Raw genomic sequence first — 17,853 nt, 5'->3', positions numbered from 1 at the left:
GCAGGAGCGAATTATGACATGTACAGTCAAGTACCTTTGTTGAAGAGCTATATTTAATGATGGTGGACGGAAAAAATGTCTGAATATTACTGGTATAAAAATACACCTTCTAGGGTGTATTTTTTTGTATATTTCGGCGCTGGTTATTAATGGGGATTGGAAGGTTGGAAAATGAGAAAATGCTCATTAATCTTTCATCAACTTCTTATAAAAGCTTCGTTAACTTTTCATAACGACCTGTTAGAGTGAAAGCTATAAATAAGCTTCACCAAATGAATCAAGATATATAATTTCCAAATGATTCCTGTATGATTGTTCAGTAGTATTTCATGTAGTTTTAGTTAGCATGCAACAGTAATCATGGAATTGTTTAGGAGTATGTATAAATAGTTAATATAGTAAGGGGATGGAATAAGTGATCAAAAACTCAATTTTCTCTGAAGAAACCGAGACTCCTACATTACAACAAATATTGAGCAAGGTTCCGGAAGTTACAATCTTCTTTTGGATCATTAAAATTATGGCAACTACGGTAGGGGAGACTGCAGCAGATTTCCTGAATTTTAACTTACACTGGGGTTTGTCCAATACGACCTTAGTAATGAGTGGACTCTTGCTTATTACATTGTTCATCCAATTCAAAGCGAAAAAATACGTGCCTTGGATTTATTGGCTCGTGGTCGTGCTTATTAGTATTGTCGGAACATTAATCACTGACAACCTCGTAGACAATTTCGGGGTCGCTCTAGAGACGACTACAATTTTCTTTTCTATTGCATTATTCGTGACCTTTGTGGTTTGGTATATGAATGAAAAAACATTGTCTATTCATTCCATCTATACAGTAAAGCGTGAAGCTTTCTACTGGCTAGCCATCCTCTTTACCTTTGCTTTGGGTACGGCAGCAGGTGATCTTATATCTGAGGGTATGGACTTAGGTTACTGGAAGTCAGGACTCATATTCGCTGGCTTGATTGCTGCAGTTACGATTGCCCATTACGCTTTCAAGCTGAATGCAGTGTTGGCTTTCTGGGTTGCATACATCCTAACACGTCCACTTGGAGCATCTTTTGGCGACTACTTGTCACAACCTCGCGAAGAAGGTGGTCTTGGTCTTGGCACTATTGGAACGAGCGCAATTTTCCTTATTATAATTTTTAGTTTAATCATTTATTTGACTAAAACAAAAAGAGATACGATCTTATCACAAAAATAAAAGAATAGTAGAAAAGAGACCCGTATTTTCCGAGGTCACTGAAAAAGTCTATATCTTCTCACATTGCGAGGTATTCAACGATTTAATCGTTGAATACCTCGCTTTCTTCATTTGGCACTGTGACTCTACTGTTGTTTTCCGAAGCATTCCGCTCGCTTTCCGCGGGCGAGCGCCGAGCCTCCTCCTACGCTTCGCTTCGTGCGGGGTCTCGTCTGTCTCGCTTTCCCGCAGGAGTCGAGCGATGCTTCTCCAAACAACGAAATGTATCAACCTATTATTTTAGTCATGCTTTCCTTTATAATAAATAAAAGAATTAATGTACAGGTGGTGCCTCCGATGATTTCAAATTAAAGAACCCCTTCATTTAAGTCCATTCATGGCGATCTACGATATTGTTGTGCCAAAAGATAATATGCTTCGCCAAATCAATGAACTGGTTGATTTTTCATTCATTTTAGAAGAGTTAAAAACAAAATATTGTTTAGACAATGGACGTAATGCCATTCTCCCAATTCGTATGTTTAAGTACTTATTATTAAAAGCGATTTATGATGTATCAGACGTCGACCTTGTAGAGCGTTCAAAGTATGATATGTCATTCAAATATTTCTTGGATATGGCGCCAGAAGATCCGGTCATTGATTCAAGTTCGCTTACAAAATTTCGTCGACTTCGTCTTCAAGACGTAAGCTTATTAGACATGCTCATTGGGAAAACAGTTGAGATCGCATTGGAGAAAAAAATCATCGACAGTCAAACGATTATTGTGGATGCCACACATACAAAAGCACGTTACCACCAAAAATCACCGAAAGAATTTTTACAAGAGAAATCAAAAAACGCTCGAAAAGCTGTCTATAAAATAGACGAATCGCTGAAAGACAATTTCCCCGCAAAGACCACTTCTAACGAAGTGAAGGATGAATTAGCTTACTGTAAGGAAGTTATTTCAGTCATTGAAAAGGAACCACAAATTGCACAAATGTCATCTGTCAAAGAAAAGCTGAATGTTTTAAAAGAAGTCGTAGAAGATTTCCAAGAACATCTAAATTACTCTTCTGATGCGGATGCACGAAAAGGGCATAAGACGGCGGAATCTTCTTTCTTCGGAAATAAGACACATATCGCGTTGAGTGATGAACGTATTAATACAGCGGCTGTCATTACAACAGGTGAAAAAAGCGATGGAAAATATCTTCAAGAGTTAATTGAAAAAAGCACACAAGCAGGTATGAAAATTACTACAGTTATTGGAGACGCAACTTACTCTGAAAAGGCAAATATCTAATATACAAAAAAAGAGAAAATCGCGCTTGTGGCAAAGTTGAATCCTATTCTTACACAAGGAACACGAAAAGAAGAAGCCAAGTTTGAGTTTAATAAAGACGCTGGAATGTTTGTTTGTAAGGCCGGTCATCTCGCGACAAGAAAAGCACGTACGGGTAAAAAAGGAACGAGTAAGAGTCAAACATATTATTTTGACATTGAAAAATGCAAAGTATGTCCAAGGAGAGAGGGCTGTTATAAAGAAGGCGCAAAAAGTAAAACGTATTCTGTCACAATTAAGTCAGATACACATGCCGAACAAGAGGCATTTCAAAATACGGAAGCATTTAAGTAATTAGCCGCAAATCGCTACAAAGTAGAAGCGAAGAATAGTGAATTAAAAAACGGACACAGGTACGATACGGCATCGACTGCGGGTCTATTTGGCATGGAAATTCAAGGTGCCACAACGATATTCGCTGTCAATTTGAAACGGATATTAAAGCTACTAAACGAAAATGAGTAAGGAATAGAGACAGAAATAAGGCACTTCCTGTTCAAAATTGAACAAGAAGTACCTTATTTTTATCAGAAAAAAGTTCGCTATTATAAAAACGTAAGTTTCTCAGTGCCCTAGTATTTTCCTTGGGTTTCCGTAATACAAAAGGCTGAGAGTTTTTCATTTAATTGAATACTCTCAGCCTTTTAATTTTTACGTTAGTTTCTAAAATATCACTAGCAAGTCTTAGAGTTAGATAAGTTTCTTAAAGCAGATTATTTGAATCAACGATAAGAAATCCTATTAGCCTTCATGTTAGTAGGAATTCTTATATTTTATTAACGAAGCGGAATCAAGAAAATGAAAAATATAATTTTTGTTTTTGTTGTCTTAGTTTTGTTAATATCAGTTGGTGCTGACGAGAAAGTATCTGCTCGTTAATCAAGAAATATCAATAAAACAAGCGAATGAATTAACATATCCGCCTGCTTTGAAATGGAATAAAGATGTCACAAAATGAAAGTATCAGGCATTAGAGACAGTTTCCAATGAGAAAATGGGTGAGGAATGTCGGTTAGTGATAGCCAAAACATCTATTATGATGATAAAATAGAACAAATATTCTTGTTTTGTGAAGTGTTGAATCTATGTTATTCAACAAAGCCTATCATTTTGCTCTATCTAAACAAGAAATACACATCATCAAAACGATTAGATGTTGCCGAAAATATGTTATTTATGGAGGGGATATTATGGCTAATAAATCAAGAATCATTCTCCATATTGACATGAACAGTTTTTATGCTTCAGTAGAACAGATTTATGACCCGAGTTTAAAAGGCAAAGCCATAGCTATAGCAGGGAATCCTAAAGAGCGTAGAGGTATTATTATTACTTGTAGTTATGAAGCAAGGGCAAAAGGTGTTTATACAACCATGAATGTAGGGGAGGCGCGGCGAAAGTGCCCAGAGCTTATTGTACTACCTCCTAATTTTGAACGATATAGAGCTGCGTCTAAGTCTTTTTTTAATTTGTTAAAAGAGTATAGCGAAATTCTTCAACCGGTTTCAATTGATGAAGGATATTTGCAACTGCCTATAGTTGAAGGCCAAAATGTATTGCAACACGTACAAAATATACAGGATAGAATCTGGAACGAACTGCAACTTCCTTGTTCAATAGGCATTGCGCCAAATAAATTTTTGGCGAAAATGGCAAGTGATATGAAAAAGCCGATGGGGATTACAATACTCCGAAAGCGTGATGTGCCAACAGTTTTGTGGCCGATGAATGTAATTGAGATGCATGGGGTTGGCAAAAGTACATCGGAGAAATTGGGGAAATTAGGTATCCGAACAATTGGAGAACTAGCCGTAGCGGATGAATATTTATTAAAACAAAACTTTGGCATAAATGGTCTACGTATGAAGCAAAGGGCAAATGGCGAAGATGATAGACCTGTCGATCCAGAAGCAATATACGATACGAAAAGTGTAGGGAATTCAACAACACTTTCTCATGATACGACAGATAGAGATGAACTATATAAAGTAATAGCAACACTTTCTGAAAAGGTAGCGGACAGATTAAAGGCCAAGAAACTTGCTGGAGTTACTGTAAGTATCATGATTCGTTCAGCTGATTGGGAAACATGTACACGAAGTAAGTCCATCAATAACGCGATTCATTCAAAAGAGGATATAGTTGAGCATGCTTGGTATCTATTTAATAAGCATTGGGACGAAGAGCCAGTACGATTACTAGGTGTCACCGTATCGAATGTTAGTGATATTAAAGAAACAACACAGCAGCTAACGTTATTTAACTTTGAAGAGCATATTAAAGAGGAACCGATCATTAAACTTGTTGATCAAATAGAGCAAAAGTTTGGAAAAGGAACAATTTTGCGGGGGTCAGATATTGCCAAACCAGTAGGGAAATATCAAGCAAATACGAGTTTTAGTAAGGACTTTTGGGATGAGCATAAATAAAAGAAATAATTAAGTCAAAATTAAATAGAAAACCGTCATTTCAATCAATTTTTTTGAAATGACGGTTTTCTTTGTAGTTGGATATAGATTGAAGACATGTTATTTAACTATGAGTAGTTGTTTTAACTTATAAAGGTTTTATATGTTTGTAAAAGATTCATTTTCCTTTTGTCCATAAGTTTCGCCACGATTTTTGATTTTTTGTAATACACTGTCTAGAACATTCCGTTCAGACAGAGTTTGATAAAGGACATTCTGTACCTCTGCGGCTTCCTTATTTTCTTCTTGGCTACTTAGAAATTTACTGTATGTTTCCATATATTCATGATAGTCAATATTGGAAAGTGTCTTAGCAGCAATCTGTTTGTGCACAGTTAAAGCGGAAGTAAACTGTTTACGTGCCTCATCTGGTTGGGCAGGTATTATTTTGATTTTACCTCTTGTATCTGAGTCCTCTTTGAAATCAAGGAATTGATAATCGAACGCCAATGGTTTAGCAAGAGCAATATGAGCGTGAAGAGCAACAGCATGGTCACTAAGTTTTTCGGTTACCTCACGTAGGATATCGTTCCCTTTTTCAAAAAAATGACTGCCGTCAAATGCAAGAATCCGACCGACTTCTTCAGAGAAAAAGTCTTGAGCAAGGAATTCCTGATCGTACCCGGTAGGTGGTAAAACTCGTAGCCTTAAGTTGTTAGATACGATGTTATTGCCGTTTATTTGAAGGGCTACTTGAATGTTATAGAATCCTGGATCATCAATTAACCAGCCATTTTTCCCTACGGAAGCGAAAATGGTTTCGTACAGTGATTCACCAGGCATAATCACCTTGTTTTCTATGTTCCTTAAATATTGAACATAAGGCAGTAAACGACGCCCTTGTTTGCCATCTTTTTTAACAATGACAGACATTCCATCTAAATCAGACAAAATATGTTTATTTATTAACTGAGGTTGATTTGAAGTATTAGTTAGTTTGATTTCAATAACTGTAGGTTCTAACCATTGGAATATAGGTGTTTTACGGTTAACTCTCAATTCAAGATTAAAAGACGGGTGAATAGAAATGATCGGTTGTTCAAATCCATGATCAACAGCCCAGTCAGCATTACCCATTTGTACGAAGCGCTCAGGCGCGTGGCGCAAAAACAAAAGCTCGTGATCACTAAAACGATACTCAAAGTTTTTAAAGAACTCCTGATTGTTGCCATCATATTTGTAAGGATAATTCATAAAGCTTAAAGCCTTTGGTTCTGGGGTAAGAGGTCGCTCTAACGGTTCCCAAGGATGACCTAGGTGTTTTTGCCAAGAGTGCAGGAGATTGAAAGCATGTCCCATCTCATGGCAAGCACACCAAAAACGATATCGCTGTACAAAAGCTTCAGGAGCGGGGTCACCTTTAGGTGGATCTGAAATGAATGAATTATTAAAAATTGCTGTCCCTTGACGATGATTTGGACCTATGCTATCAAACATAATACCGCCCAGACCATGGCCTTCTTCAGCTTCCGAATTTGCAAAGAATGTCCACATGGACCATTGTGGCTTATTATCAAAGTGTGACCAATATACTTGCATGGCATCATGCATCTCTTGAGTGTTCCACTTTTTATCAGTCCCTGTATAATCTTTGGAAACAATATTATTACTGTCTGATATTTTCACATCAAAACCAGTGCGTTTAAAAACCTCTGCGATTGATAGAGTTTCATCAGGCAAAGATGTTGGCATGTCTGGATGGGCGTGTGTTTGGTAGGTTGTGATGGGTGTTGTACCTTCTTCAGCATCAAATTCAAATTCCACAGGGTGGAAGTAAGGAGATTGAAACTGGAGGGTTCTAGTTCTGTCTGTCTCTCCTCCGATAAGAAAAGTGACTTCGACAGTATGCTGTTCAGGCAATGAACCGCTTGTTACCTGTATTTTTACATTTGTATAAGGAAATGATTGTATGTCATCTAGGTATTTGTTGCGAATATTGCCTGTCCAAGTATTTGGACCATTAGCTGTTAATTTGGCAATCCAATGAATAGTAGAAGACAGGCTTGAAATAATAGTTCCGCTTGCTACCATTTGAGGGTAGAGTCCGTCTACATCAAGGCGAAGTTCCTCACTGATTTGCTGTTCACTCCATGCATATAAGCCACTAATTGGTGCGAGGGGAAATTCGCCTAAACTGGAAGGGCTAATGGCTTTTAATAACTCGTTTGGTTCGTTAGTTTTATTTTGATCCATTTTTATTACCTCCATGTTTATTATTTTTATGTCTTTCTTCCTCAGTCCCAAGAGCCACAATGCTACGTTAAAAAATGCAAAATGTGTTTCAAGTATTATATATGCAGCAGAAAATATAAATATGACACTGAAAATAGTAAAATAAATACAATGTGTAAAAATATAACACATACCATAACGTGTGGTTGATTTCCGTTCCGACTGGGCGCTTTCCTGGGGGCGTCCGATGAGCCGCTTCACTCGCGTTGCTCGCTCCAGGGTCTCATATGTGACGCTGATCCCCGAGGAGTCACCCAGTCTCCACTCCAATCAACTTATATACATGGCATACACTTTAACAAAAGTTATCCACTGTTTTTGGTGATGATTCAAAAAAATGTTAGAATAATCTGTTTATTTCCTGAGGAATACAAGTACAAAGAAAGAGGGTGTGGTAATGCATTATAAGGAGTACGGAGATCTACATAAGCCACTCATATTGTTGATTCATAGGGGTGGTGTTGGAGGGTGGATGTGGGATAAACAAGTCCAATACTTTTCCAATTATCATGGCGTTGTACCAGAATTAATAGATAAAGAGGCAAATAATACCTCTGATTTTTAATTGAAGATAGTGCAAAAAAGCTTCTAACTATAATAGAAGAAAAAGCAAAAAATAAACGTGTCATAGTAGTCGGTTTTTCATTAGGAGCACAAATTGCTATTCAAATGGTTAGTTTAACTTCATTCAGGGAAGTCCAAACAACCGCTGAATGAAGTTAAAGCCTCCGGCGGATGCATAATTGATAGAAGCAATTAATAGATTTTGCCATCATCAACAGTGCTATAGTGACACCATCCCCAATTGCAGAAAAATGGATTCGACAATTGATAAAATTGACTTTTCCCTTACAAAAAAATAAATCATTCGCCAAGCTTCAAGCTAAAACGTTATATGTAGATCAAGACTATTTTGAGCAATATTATGAAGATAGTTCAAAGATAAAATTAGATACCCTTATTAAAATATTGCAAGAGAATATGACTTTCTCCATCCCGCATGATTTTTCGAAAGTCCAATGTAACATTTTAGTAATGGTCGGAAAAAAGAGAAGGGCAACATAAAAGAATCTGCACTCCATCTTGCGTATAGCAATCCTAATCGTCAAGGTGTTGTGTTATCGAACATCGGCCACGGTGTCTCATTAGCGAACCCTGAGTTTTTTAACCGTTTTGTTGAAGAGTGGATTAAGGATGGGAGTTACCAGAAGGGGAGGTTATCAATTAGTCAATAGTGCAAAAAGGAATCTATTTTTACTTTTTGCCTATTCTATATAATAGCTAGGGAAGATATTTGTAAAACGTATGCCATATTTATAAGTTGATTGGAGTGGGGATTGGAGGATATAGGATGAATAGGCAAGATACACTTGTAGGAGCTGAAGTATTGGCGTTTCTAGACTCGGGTTCGACACCTGTCGTCTCCATACATAAAGTGGCAACAAACGTAGTCATATCAACGATTTAACAGACTAGGGATATTGAACGGGAGTTAATCTCTTGTTGATTATCCCTTTTCTTATCCCTATATATTTTAACTATTCGTAGACTTTCAAATTCATTAATGAAAGTGGAGGTTTTTTTGTTTTGTCTAAAAGTAGAAAGCATGGTGTATTTGCAGTAAGTGGTGATGTGGTTGTACTGCCCACAAAGCAGTATGAACGTTCGCGATGCTATTACAGTAGCTGCAGCTATCAACGGATATTTTTTATTACGTTCAGTTAGGAATAATAAAACCATTTGAAATGGTTCTTTACGTGAAGTATTTAGAGTTATTTAACAAAGATTGTGGCTATGCATTTCCAATAATTTATCAGCTTGAGGATTATTTGAATTGCAGCCGCCAAAGTATTGTTACGGCTACTAATCGATTAGTAGCCGTAGGGTTGCTAATTCCTGATGTTAAAGTGAGAATGCTTATTTAGACTTATTATGCATTTTCTACCGAACATTTTAACTTGAACGCCATTACTTAAATCACATTAATCATTGAAAATGCTTGTCATTTTCTCTGCAACCTCTTCGGTAATCGCAAGAAATCGTTTGGAAATTGATGTCATGTAACGATCCTTAAGTGTAATTATATTAAGTTTTGTTTGTAACATTGGATTTGCTAGTGGTCTAAGTACCGGTAAATCAGGAGAATTAAGTAGCTTGAAACAGCTAGGTACAAAACAAATTCCTGCGTCTTTCATTACCATCATAAGTGTTGGTAATGTTTCTGTCCCCCAGTAAACAACATTAGGCGTAAATCCACTTTTTTGGCATGCCTCGATCACATCATCAGCAACACCTGATCCATAAGATGTTGTATTTAAAAGAAATCGTTCATTTTTCAAGTCTGCAATATCAATAGAATCTTTTTCACATAGATGATGGTTGGGTGGAAGAGCTAAAAGTAAAGGTTCTGTTAGTAGTGTTGAAGTATGGATGTCCTCCGCTCTCACTGAAGTACGGACAATTCCAATATCTATTTTATGACTTCTTAGTTCTTCTAAAATATATGATGTATTACCCTCGCGAACATGTGTAACTATGTTAGGAGTTTCCTTTTGAATTATTTTTAAGACATTTGGCAAAATAAATAGATTTGCTGAAGTAGTACAACCCAATTTCACAGTACCTCTAATTCCTTCATGAAACTCGACTAATTTCTTCTCCGTATTCTCAGATAAATCAAGTAATTCTTTTCCTTTTTCATATAAAAATACTCCACTTGGTGTTAATTCAAGAGATCTACCTAAACGATTAAACAAAGTGACATTTAATTCTTGTTCAAATTTTCTAATTAAAATACTTAAGGGGGGTTGAGTCATTTGTAGTGCAGTAGCAGCTTTTGTAATGCTACCTTCCTCAACTACTGTAATAAAACAATGTAAACGATGAAGGTTCATTTTGATAACTCCTCCTTTTAGTATTCATGAAATATATGGAAGTCATATAAATATTATAATTTACATTATAAAAATGTAAAGATATACTATTTTCATAATTAAGAATAGTTAAAAAATTGGATCCGAACTGTTTTTCAGTTTGAAGTTAGTTGATACCAGAGTGTGTCCATCCAATCGCAAATTATTAATTTAAAAATGGAGGTTTTATCAATGACAACTAAAATTACTCAACAATCAAAAACTGTAGAGTTAGCTAAACTGGACAAAAAGCACTTGCTTCATCCTGCTACAAATCCGAAGGCTCTGATTGATAATGGACCGCCTATTATCTTTGCTAAAGGTAAGGGAGTTATAGTTACAAGTACGGATGATGTGGAATACATCGACGGAATGTCAATGCTTTGGAACGTAAATTTAGGACATGGGAACCAAGAACTTGCAGATGCGGGTAATAGTCAATTAGCTACTCTTGCGTATGCATCATCATTTAAAGGATTTTCAAATGAACCATCCATTCTTCTTGCTGAAAAATTAGCTGAGTTAGCACCAGGAGATTTAAATAGTGTATTTTATACTTCAGGTGGGTCTGAATCAAATGATACAGCAATTAAATTAGCTCGTTTCTACTGGGAGCTTAAAGGAAAATCAGAAAAAAGAAAGATTATTGCGCTAACAAATGCTTATCACGGTGTCACAATAGGTGCGCAAACTGCCACTGGTCTTGCAGCATTCCACAAGTTCGCATCATCAAATATAGACGGAGTTGTTCGTGCAACAGCCCACCTATTAAACAGCGAGTTAGGTGATAAAAGTGACCCGAACTATGCAGATTCTATCCGTGGAACAATTGAAAGAGAAGGGGCAGATACGATTGCCGGAATTATTATTGAACCTGTACAAGGTGCGGGCGGAGTTAATATTCCACCAGAAGGTTACTTAGAAGCAGTTCGTAAAATCTGTGACGAGCACAATATCCTCTTTATGGCAGATGAAGTTATTTGTGGATTTGGTCGTACGGGGAAAATGTTTGGTGTAAACAACTGGAATGTTGTGCCGGATATGATGTCAATTGCTAAAGGAATTACGAGTGGTTATTCGCAACTTGGCGGGGTCATGATGAATGATGAAATTAGAGAAACAATTGCTAAATTCGATGCTGTTATCCCACATGGTTTCACATATAGTGGCCATCCGACTGCTTGTGCGATTGGACTGAAAAACATTGAAATACTAGAGCGTGATAATATTATTGACCACGTAAACGAAATGGAGAAAGAACTTAAAAAAGGTTTAGATTACTTAGCTGAAAAACATAGTATTGTAACAAATTGCAGAGTAATTGGTCTGTTGGCTGCATTTGAACTTTATGAAGATCCAACAAGTGAAAAATTGTTTGATCCAACTGTTTTCCCAGCAAATGCGATAGTTGATGCATGTTTCAATCGCCAATTAATATTAAGAGCGCTTGGAGCACATAACCAAATTGTGGCAATTGCGCCACCGCTTATTATTAACAAAGAAGAAATTGAAAAAATGATTCAAATTATAGACGATTCGATTACTGCTTTTAAAAATACACGCAACTAAACTATTCCTATAAAGTAAGTTGAGTAGTGGTGGTTATAGTTAAAAAAGGGGAGGTTCTCTAGTGCTTTATATAAATGGTGAATGGCGAGATACAGGAAATAAATTAGATGTAACAAATCCTGCGACAGGAGAAATAATTAGCACTGTTGCTACAGGTGGTAAAACTGAAACTAAAGAAGCAATCGAAAGTGCGAAGAGAGCATTTGAATTCTGGGGTAAGACAACTGGAAATGAGCGCAGCAACTACCTGTTCCAAGTGGTTCAATTAATGAAAGAAAAAACAAAAGAATTAGCTGAAACAATTACACTTGAAAATGGTAAGCCTTTACCAGATGCTACTCGTGAAGTAGCAGGTGCGATCGGCTATCTAGAATGGTATGCAGAGGAAGCTAAGAGAATTTATGGGGAAACAATTCCTGCATCTGCAGCTGATAAACACTTAATGGTAATTCGCGAACCTGTTGGGGTATGTGCAGCTATTACACCATGGAATTTCCCGTTATCGATGATTACAAGAAAAATTGCACCTGCACTTGCTGCAGGTTGTACTATTGTTTTAAAACCGGCTGATTTAACTCCTCTTTCGGCGATAAAAGTATTCGAATGCTTTCATGAAGTTGGACTACCTGCTGGAGTTGCAAACCTGGTAATTGGCCCAGCTGAAGAAATTGGGAACGAGATGACGAGTAACCCAGACGTTCGTAAAATCACATTTACTGGCTCGACGCGTGTGGGGAAAAAACTTATCCGTGATTCGTCTGATACAGTGAAGAAAATATCAATGGAGCTTGGTGGACACGCACCGTATATTGTGTTTGAGGATGCTGATATTGACGCAGCAGTTAATGGTATCTTAGTGTCTAAGTTTATTAACTCAGGTCAAACTTGCATCAGCACCAACCGGATTTACGTAGCAGAAACTATAGCTGATGAATTCTCAGGAAAGTTAGCTGAAAAGGTATCTAAATTAGTTGTAGGAAATGGATTAGAAGATGGCGTAAATGTCGGTCCAGTAATTAATAAAGTGGCTCTTGAAAAAGTAAAAAGTCAAGTAGAAGACGCTGTGAAACATGATGGTAAAGTAATTGCGGGTGGTAATGTATTTACATTAAATAATGGTAGCGGTTACTTCTTTGAGCCCACAGTTATTCAATATGCAAGCGATAATATGAAGATTACAACAGAAGAAACATTTGGACCAGTTGCACCAATTTATACATTTAAGACGGAAGAAGAGGTAGTTGAAAGAGCAAACCATCCTGAATATGGTCTTGCAGCTTATTGTTATACGCGAGACATTGGTCGAGGCTTACGAATGATGCGTGCTTTAGAGTTCGGAATTGTTGGTATTAATGATCCAGCTCCAGTGGTTGTGCAAGCTCCGTTTGGTGGTATGAAGGAAAGTGGAATGGGGAAAGAAGGCGGTTGGTACGGACTTGAGGAGTACTTGGAGAAGAAGTTTGTATCGATCTTTATAAAGTAATTAAAAAATTTTTACTAATCTAGGGGCTCTACATCAAAGTCTGTACTTGACAGCACATTCCACTACAGGCGGACGCTTTCCTGGGGGCGAACCTTGAGTCTCCTCGTCGCTAACGCTCCTGCGGGATCTCAAGTTGTTCGCTAATCCCCAAGGAGTCGCCGCCTTTCGTTCCATGTGCTTACATGGCATAAGATTTACATTAAATCAAGTGCATATTGTGGTTATGACTCAATCTAGGTAACTAAATATATTGTGGTAGACTTTTCTGCATTCTCCCAAAGATTACTTTCCGCATACTTAGTTTATAAAGGATGTGGATTAAATCTACACAATTAATAATGTAATGAACTTTAACAGGCGTGTTGATTAGGGGTTTATTGAATAATTTCACCCTTATTCCTCAGCTTCCTAATAAAAATTTACCGTATAAATAATGCCAATTTTATAGATTGTAGCGAAGGGCTACTCGACTCCCGCAGCGGAAATCAACCTTTTCTTTCATTAGAATTAGATAAAATTAGTTAATCAACACACCTGAAACTTTAATTTAATTTCAATAAAATAAGAGGGAGGATTTATTATGTCTCAAGTACATTTAAAAAATAATGGACAAGAAATAGTTGTCCGCAATATTTTAAAAGAGGATCTTGCTGAGGTTGCCGCACTTTCTTTGATGTGTTTTGGACCAGATATGGCATTAAAATATGAGCATTTTGAAAGTCAGATTGAGTTGTTTCCTGAAGGTCAAATTTGTCTAGAATATAACGGTAAAATTGTAGGAACCGCTTTAAGTCTAATTGTGAATTTTGAAGATTACGGAGATAGTCACTCCTATTTTGAAATCTGTGATTTAGGATTTATTCGAAATCATAACCCTAATGGACGAAATCTATATGGTATTGAAGTTGGTATACATGAAGATTATAGAGGGTTACGATTGGCGCATCATCTCTATGATGGTCGAAGAAAGATATGTGAAAAACTTAACTTAGAAAGTATCTTAGTTGGTGGTCGTATACCTAATTACTATAAATATGCTGAGCAGATGAGTGCAGATGAGTATGCGCTTGAGGTAATGAAAGGAAAAATATATGATCCTGTATTAACATTCCAAATGAAAAACGGATTCGTCCTAAATAAAATAATGCCTGGCTATTTACCTGGGGACGTTGAGTCATTAGAATATGCAACACTTTTGGAATGGAAAAATCTGGTTTGCAAACTTAAATTAGTATGAGTCTTTTGTCCGTTATGTTCGCCTATTTTAATAGGCGAACAGTGGATGCCCATTATTAATTGCGATTATTTAACTTCTTTAGTTGTGTAAGCGCTTTCAATCGATTGTTATAAGAGTTCCATTAGAAGTAAATCTTAGGTAAAAAGAGGAGTTATAAATGGTTATCGCTGATAAAGTTATTTCAAGTGAAGCAGTATTTACAGGTTTAGAAAATGAAGCAAAGCCAGCTGCTATTGCGATTAAAGGTAACAAAATCATTGCGGTAGGTTCGATGGAGGAGATAAAACCATTTATAGGTTTAGACACGAAGGAATATCATTATGGCAACCAACTCATTATGCCAGGATTTCATGATGCGCACCTTCATCTCATGTTTGGTAGTCTTTTCTCGCATGCAAGTATCAATTTATCGGATGCTCATTCGGAAGAAGAAGTTGCTAGTTTAGTAAAGCAATTCTCGGAAAACGTGCATGCTGATGAGTGGATTATAGGCTATGGATGGGATCATACAAATTGGGCAGAGAAATGCTTGCCGACACGTTTTTCTTTAGACAAAGTAGTTCCAAATCGCCCGATTATTCTTTTTCACGCAGAAGGTCATTATTCGTGGGTTAATAGTTTAGCACTTGAAAATGCTAGGGTTACAAATGAAACTGAAGACCCTCCTAATGGTACGATTCAAAAAGATGAGAATAATGAAATCACAGGAATTCTTCTTGAAACAGCAATGAATTTAGTTGTGGATATTGCTCTCTCATTTCCGGATAAACGGAAAGAAGAATTGTTTGAAGAGTTCTTAAAAAAATCAGCTCAATTAGGCATTACATCAGTAAATGATTTGTTTGCAAGTAGTTTTGATAAGTTAAATAGTTTCGATATGTATAAGGCATATGATGAAGCTGGAAAACTTACGACTCGAATTCATCTTTACCCTGAGTTAAATGATGATATAGATAGAGCGATAAGCTTGCGTGAAAAGTACAATTCCGAAAAATTACAGCTTGCAGGACTTAAACAGTTTATTGATGGCGTTGTAACTGGACATACCGCATACATGTTAGATCCTTACTTAGACAACCCTATTACACGAGGGAGTACTGCTTTTCCTGTAGAAGCGATCAAAAACTGGGTGACAAAAGCGGACAAAGAAGGATTTCAAATTCGCTTCCATACAATTGGTGATGGCGCAGTTAGGCTTGCTCTAGATATATTTGAAGCAGCAAGGATGGATAATGGTGTGAGAGATTCACGACATGCGCTAGAGCATATTGAAGTGATTCATCCAACAGATATTAAGAGATTTAAAGAATTGGGGGTTGTTCCATCTGTACAGCCTTCTCATCTAGCATTGATGCCAAAAGAAAGTCATACATTGCGTGTCGGTAAAGAAAAAGACCCTTATACGTATTTATGTAAAACGTTATACGACGCAGTGGAGTATATTGCTTTTGGTACAGACTATCCAATAACAACATTAGATCCTTTTAAAGAAATTTTCCATGCGATTACGAGATTAGACTTTACTGGTGATTATGAGTGGAATAGTCAAGAGCAGATAACACTCGCAGAAGCGTTGAAAGCGTATACAAAAGGTTCAGCATACAGCACATTCAGAGAAACAGATTTGGGTACATTAGAAGTTGGAAAATTAGCAGATATTATTGTACTAGATAAAAACCTCTTTGAAGTAGAAAATAAAGAAATTCTGCAAACGAAAGTTTTGTTAACAATTATGGATGGTGAAGTTGTTTATCTTCATTCAGCAGAAAACTCCCACCTCTACAGGTGGTGAGATGAATGCGGTTTTGGTTCCTTTTCAGTGGGTGTCCAAACACCTACTGAATGAAGATAAAGCCTCCGGCGGATGTCACGGATTTTGAAAGGAATGAATTGTGCGGGCACAATTCAAAATCCGGACGCAATTACGCTAAGGCGAAATTGATAGTGAATCAGTCTACAATCCTACTATTTTAGTTAATTGATCATTTTACTGGGAAGATTTTTTAATTACTATTCGGGGAGTGAGAAAAATAAAACATCCAGTTAATTTGTCTAGATCGCTTTCTTTAACGTCTGTTGTTGTTACTGGGATGGCCTTTATGGCTTTAACTACAGTGTTTAGCACATACGGTATAGCCTCTAAAATATCTCATGGTATGGTCGCCGGATCGTATGTAATTGCATTAATTGTGATGATGTTTACGGCTCATAGTTATGGTCAAATGGCAAAAGCGTACCCCATTGCGGGATCGGCCTATACCTATGCGCAAAAAGCTATTAATTCTCATGTTGGTTTCTTAGTGGGATGGGCAATTTTAATGGATTATCTCTTGATACCAATGGTTAACTTTTTACTATTTGGTATTTTCTTCTCAGCTGCTATACCTGAAGTTCCACAGTATGTTTGGATATTTACATTAATAGTTCTTGTGACGTTTGTAAATGTTAGAGGTGTAAAGTTAAGCGCAAATATCAACATGATTGTAATAGGCTTATCAGTATTATTTATAATTGTCTTTTGCATCTTATCAGTTAAATCAATAGTAACTGGAACCGGGACTGGCACTTTATTTAACCTTGATCCCTTTATTAATACCGAGGAGTCATTTAAGTATATAGTTGCTGGTGCTGCACTATTATGTTTCTCTTTCCTCGGTTTTGATGCAGTTTCTACTTTTTCAGAAGAAGTAAAAAATCCGGAGAAAAACATACCGCGTGCAATATCTTTAGTAACAATAATTGGTGGATTATGTTTTGTAGTCGTATCTTATTTTGCACATAATGTTTGGCCAGATTATACGAGTTTTAAAGATGCTGATTCTGCTTCCTATGAAATTGTTTTCTTAGTAGGCGGGAATGCCTTACAAGCAGCATTCCTAGCAAAAACTGCAGTGGTTGTATTTGGTTCCGCGTCCGCATCTCAAGCAAGTGCTGCACGTGTATTATACGCGATGGGAAGAGATGGACAATTACCTAAAAATTTTTTTGGAAAACTAAATAAAAGAACGAGAACCCCGGTTAACAACATTTTATTAATTGGTCTTTTATCATTATCTGCATTGTTTTTAAGTCTAACCTTTGTCGCGTCTTTCATTAACTTTGGCGCCCTACTTGCATTTACTGCTGTGAATCTATCCGTCGTTTTTTTATATTACGGTAAGCGAAAAGAACGCTCCTTAAAGGGAATTATCTTCTATTTGATTTTTCCATTAATCGGAGCAGTACTTACAACTTGTTTGCTTTTCAACCTAGATGTTTATTCGATTGCTCTTGGTAGTGTTTGGTTAGGAATTGGTGTTATTTATTTATTATTTATGACAAAAGGTCTTAAGTATAAGCCACCAGTGCTCAAAACAGATGAGATTGATTCGTCGCAGTTTAATGAAGCAGCTAAAAATATGTAAAGGGG

The 17,853-nt window shown here is 36.8% G+C and carries 10 protein-coding genes and 1 pseudogene; 9 read left to right on the top strand and 2 right to left on the bottom strand.

From position 1 onward, the window contains the following. Positions 1–415 precede the first annotated feature (415 nt). The 3 genes and pseudogenes from ACQKNC_RS00940 (at position 416) to ACQKNC_RS00930 (ending at position 4,972) form a co-directional block, all read left to right on the top strand. Positions 416–1,216 (top strand): hypothetical protein, encoded by an 801-nt coding sequence (locus ACQKNC_RS00940; RefSeq protein WP_427423031.1) that lies wholly within the window; start codon positions 416–418, stop codon positions 1,214–1,216. A gap of 336 nt (positions 1,217–1,552) precedes the next feature. Beyond that, positions 1,553–3,008 (top strand): annotated as a pseudogene (locus ACQKNC_RS00935) (IS1182 family transposase). Positions 3,009–3,733: 725 nt separating this feature from the next. Further along, a complete protein-coding gene (locus ACQKNC_RS00930; protein WP_427423030.1) occupies positions 3,734–4,972 on the top strand; it encodes a DNA polymerase IV in 1,239 nt (412 codons plus the stop codon). 138 nt (positions 4,973–5,110) lie between these two features. Here the strand turns inward: ACQKNC_RS00930 and ACQKNC_RS00925 are convergent, their stop codons facing one another. Continuing rightward, a complete protein-coding gene (locus ACQKNC_RS00925; protein WP_427423029.1) occupies positions 5,111–7,204 on the bottom strand; it encodes a hypothetical protein in 2,094 nt (697 codons plus the stop codon). A 436-nt stretch (positions 7,205–7,640) separates the two neighbouring features. On the opposite strand from ACQKNC_RS00925, the gene ACQKNC_RS00920 reads away from it, so the two are divergent. Continuing rightward, positions 7,641–7,808, top strand: coding sequence for an alpha/beta fold hydrolase (locus tag ACQKNC_RS00920; RefSeq protein WP_427423028.1), 168 nt, complete (start codon positions 7,641–7,643; stop codon positions 7,806–7,808). A 1,417-nt stretch (positions 7,809–9,225) separates the two neighbouring features. Here ACQKNC_RS00920 and ACQKNC_RS00915 read toward each other — a convergent pair. Continuing rightward, positions 9,226–10,137 (bottom strand): LysR family transcriptional regulator, encoded by a 912-nt coding sequence (locus ACQKNC_RS00915; RefSeq protein WP_427423027.1) that lies wholly within the window; start codon positions 10,135–10,137, stop codon positions 9,226–9,228. A 210-nt stretch (positions 10,138–10,347) separates the two neighbouring features. Between ACQKNC_RS00915 and ACQKNC_RS00910 the strand changes: the two genes are divergently transcribed. The 5 genes from ACQKNC_RS00910 (at position 10,348) to ACQKNC_RS00890 (ending at position 17,848) form a co-directional block, all read left to right on the top strand. After that, on the top strand, positions 10,348–11,724 hold the full coding sequence (locus ACQKNC_RS00910; protein ID WP_427423026.1) for an aspartate aminotransferase family protein: 1,377 nt from the start codon (positions 10,348–10,350) through the stop codon (positions 11,722–11,724). A 61-nt stretch (positions 11,725–11,785) separates the two neighbouring features. Beyond that, positions 11,786–13,207: an NAD-dependent succinate-semialdehyde dehydrogenase gene (locus ACQKNC_RS00905; RefSeq protein ID WP_427423025.1), complete on the top strand. Its 1,422-nt coding sequence runs from the start codon at positions 11,786–11,788 to the stop codon at positions 13,205–13,207. A 580-nt stretch (positions 13,208–13,787) separates the two neighbouring features. Continuing rightward, on the top strand, positions 13,788–14,444 hold the full coding sequence (locus ACQKNC_RS00900; RefSeq protein WP_427423024.1) for a GNAT family N-acetyltransferase: 657 nt from the start codon (positions 13,788–13,790) through the stop codon (positions 14,442–14,444). A 157-nt stretch (positions 14,445–14,601) separates the two neighbouring features. After that, the gene (locus ACQKNC_RS00895) at positions 14,602–16,236 is read left to right on the top strand and encodes an amidohydrolase (RefSeq protein WP_427423023.1); all 1,635 of its coding nucleotides are present in this window, start codon (positions 14,602–14,604) and stop codon (positions 16,234–16,236) included. A 307-nt stretch (positions 16,237–16,543) separates the two neighbouring features. Continuing rightward, positions 16,544–17,848 (top strand): APC family permease, encoded by a 1,305-nt coding sequence (locus tag ACQKNC_RS00890; protein WP_427423022.1) that lies wholly within the window; start codon positions 16,544–16,546, stop codon positions 17,846–17,848. The last annotated feature ends 5 nt before the right edge of the window (positions 17,849–17,853 follow it).

It is taken from the genome of Lysinibacillus sp. NPDC094177, from assembly GCF_050279145.1.
Classification (GTDB): Bacteria; Bacillota; Bacilli; order Bacillales_A; family Planococcaceae; genus Lysinibacillus.
The sequence above is the reverse complement of the archived record's forward strand: the minus strand, read 5'-3'. Positions and strand labels throughout refer to the sequence as shown.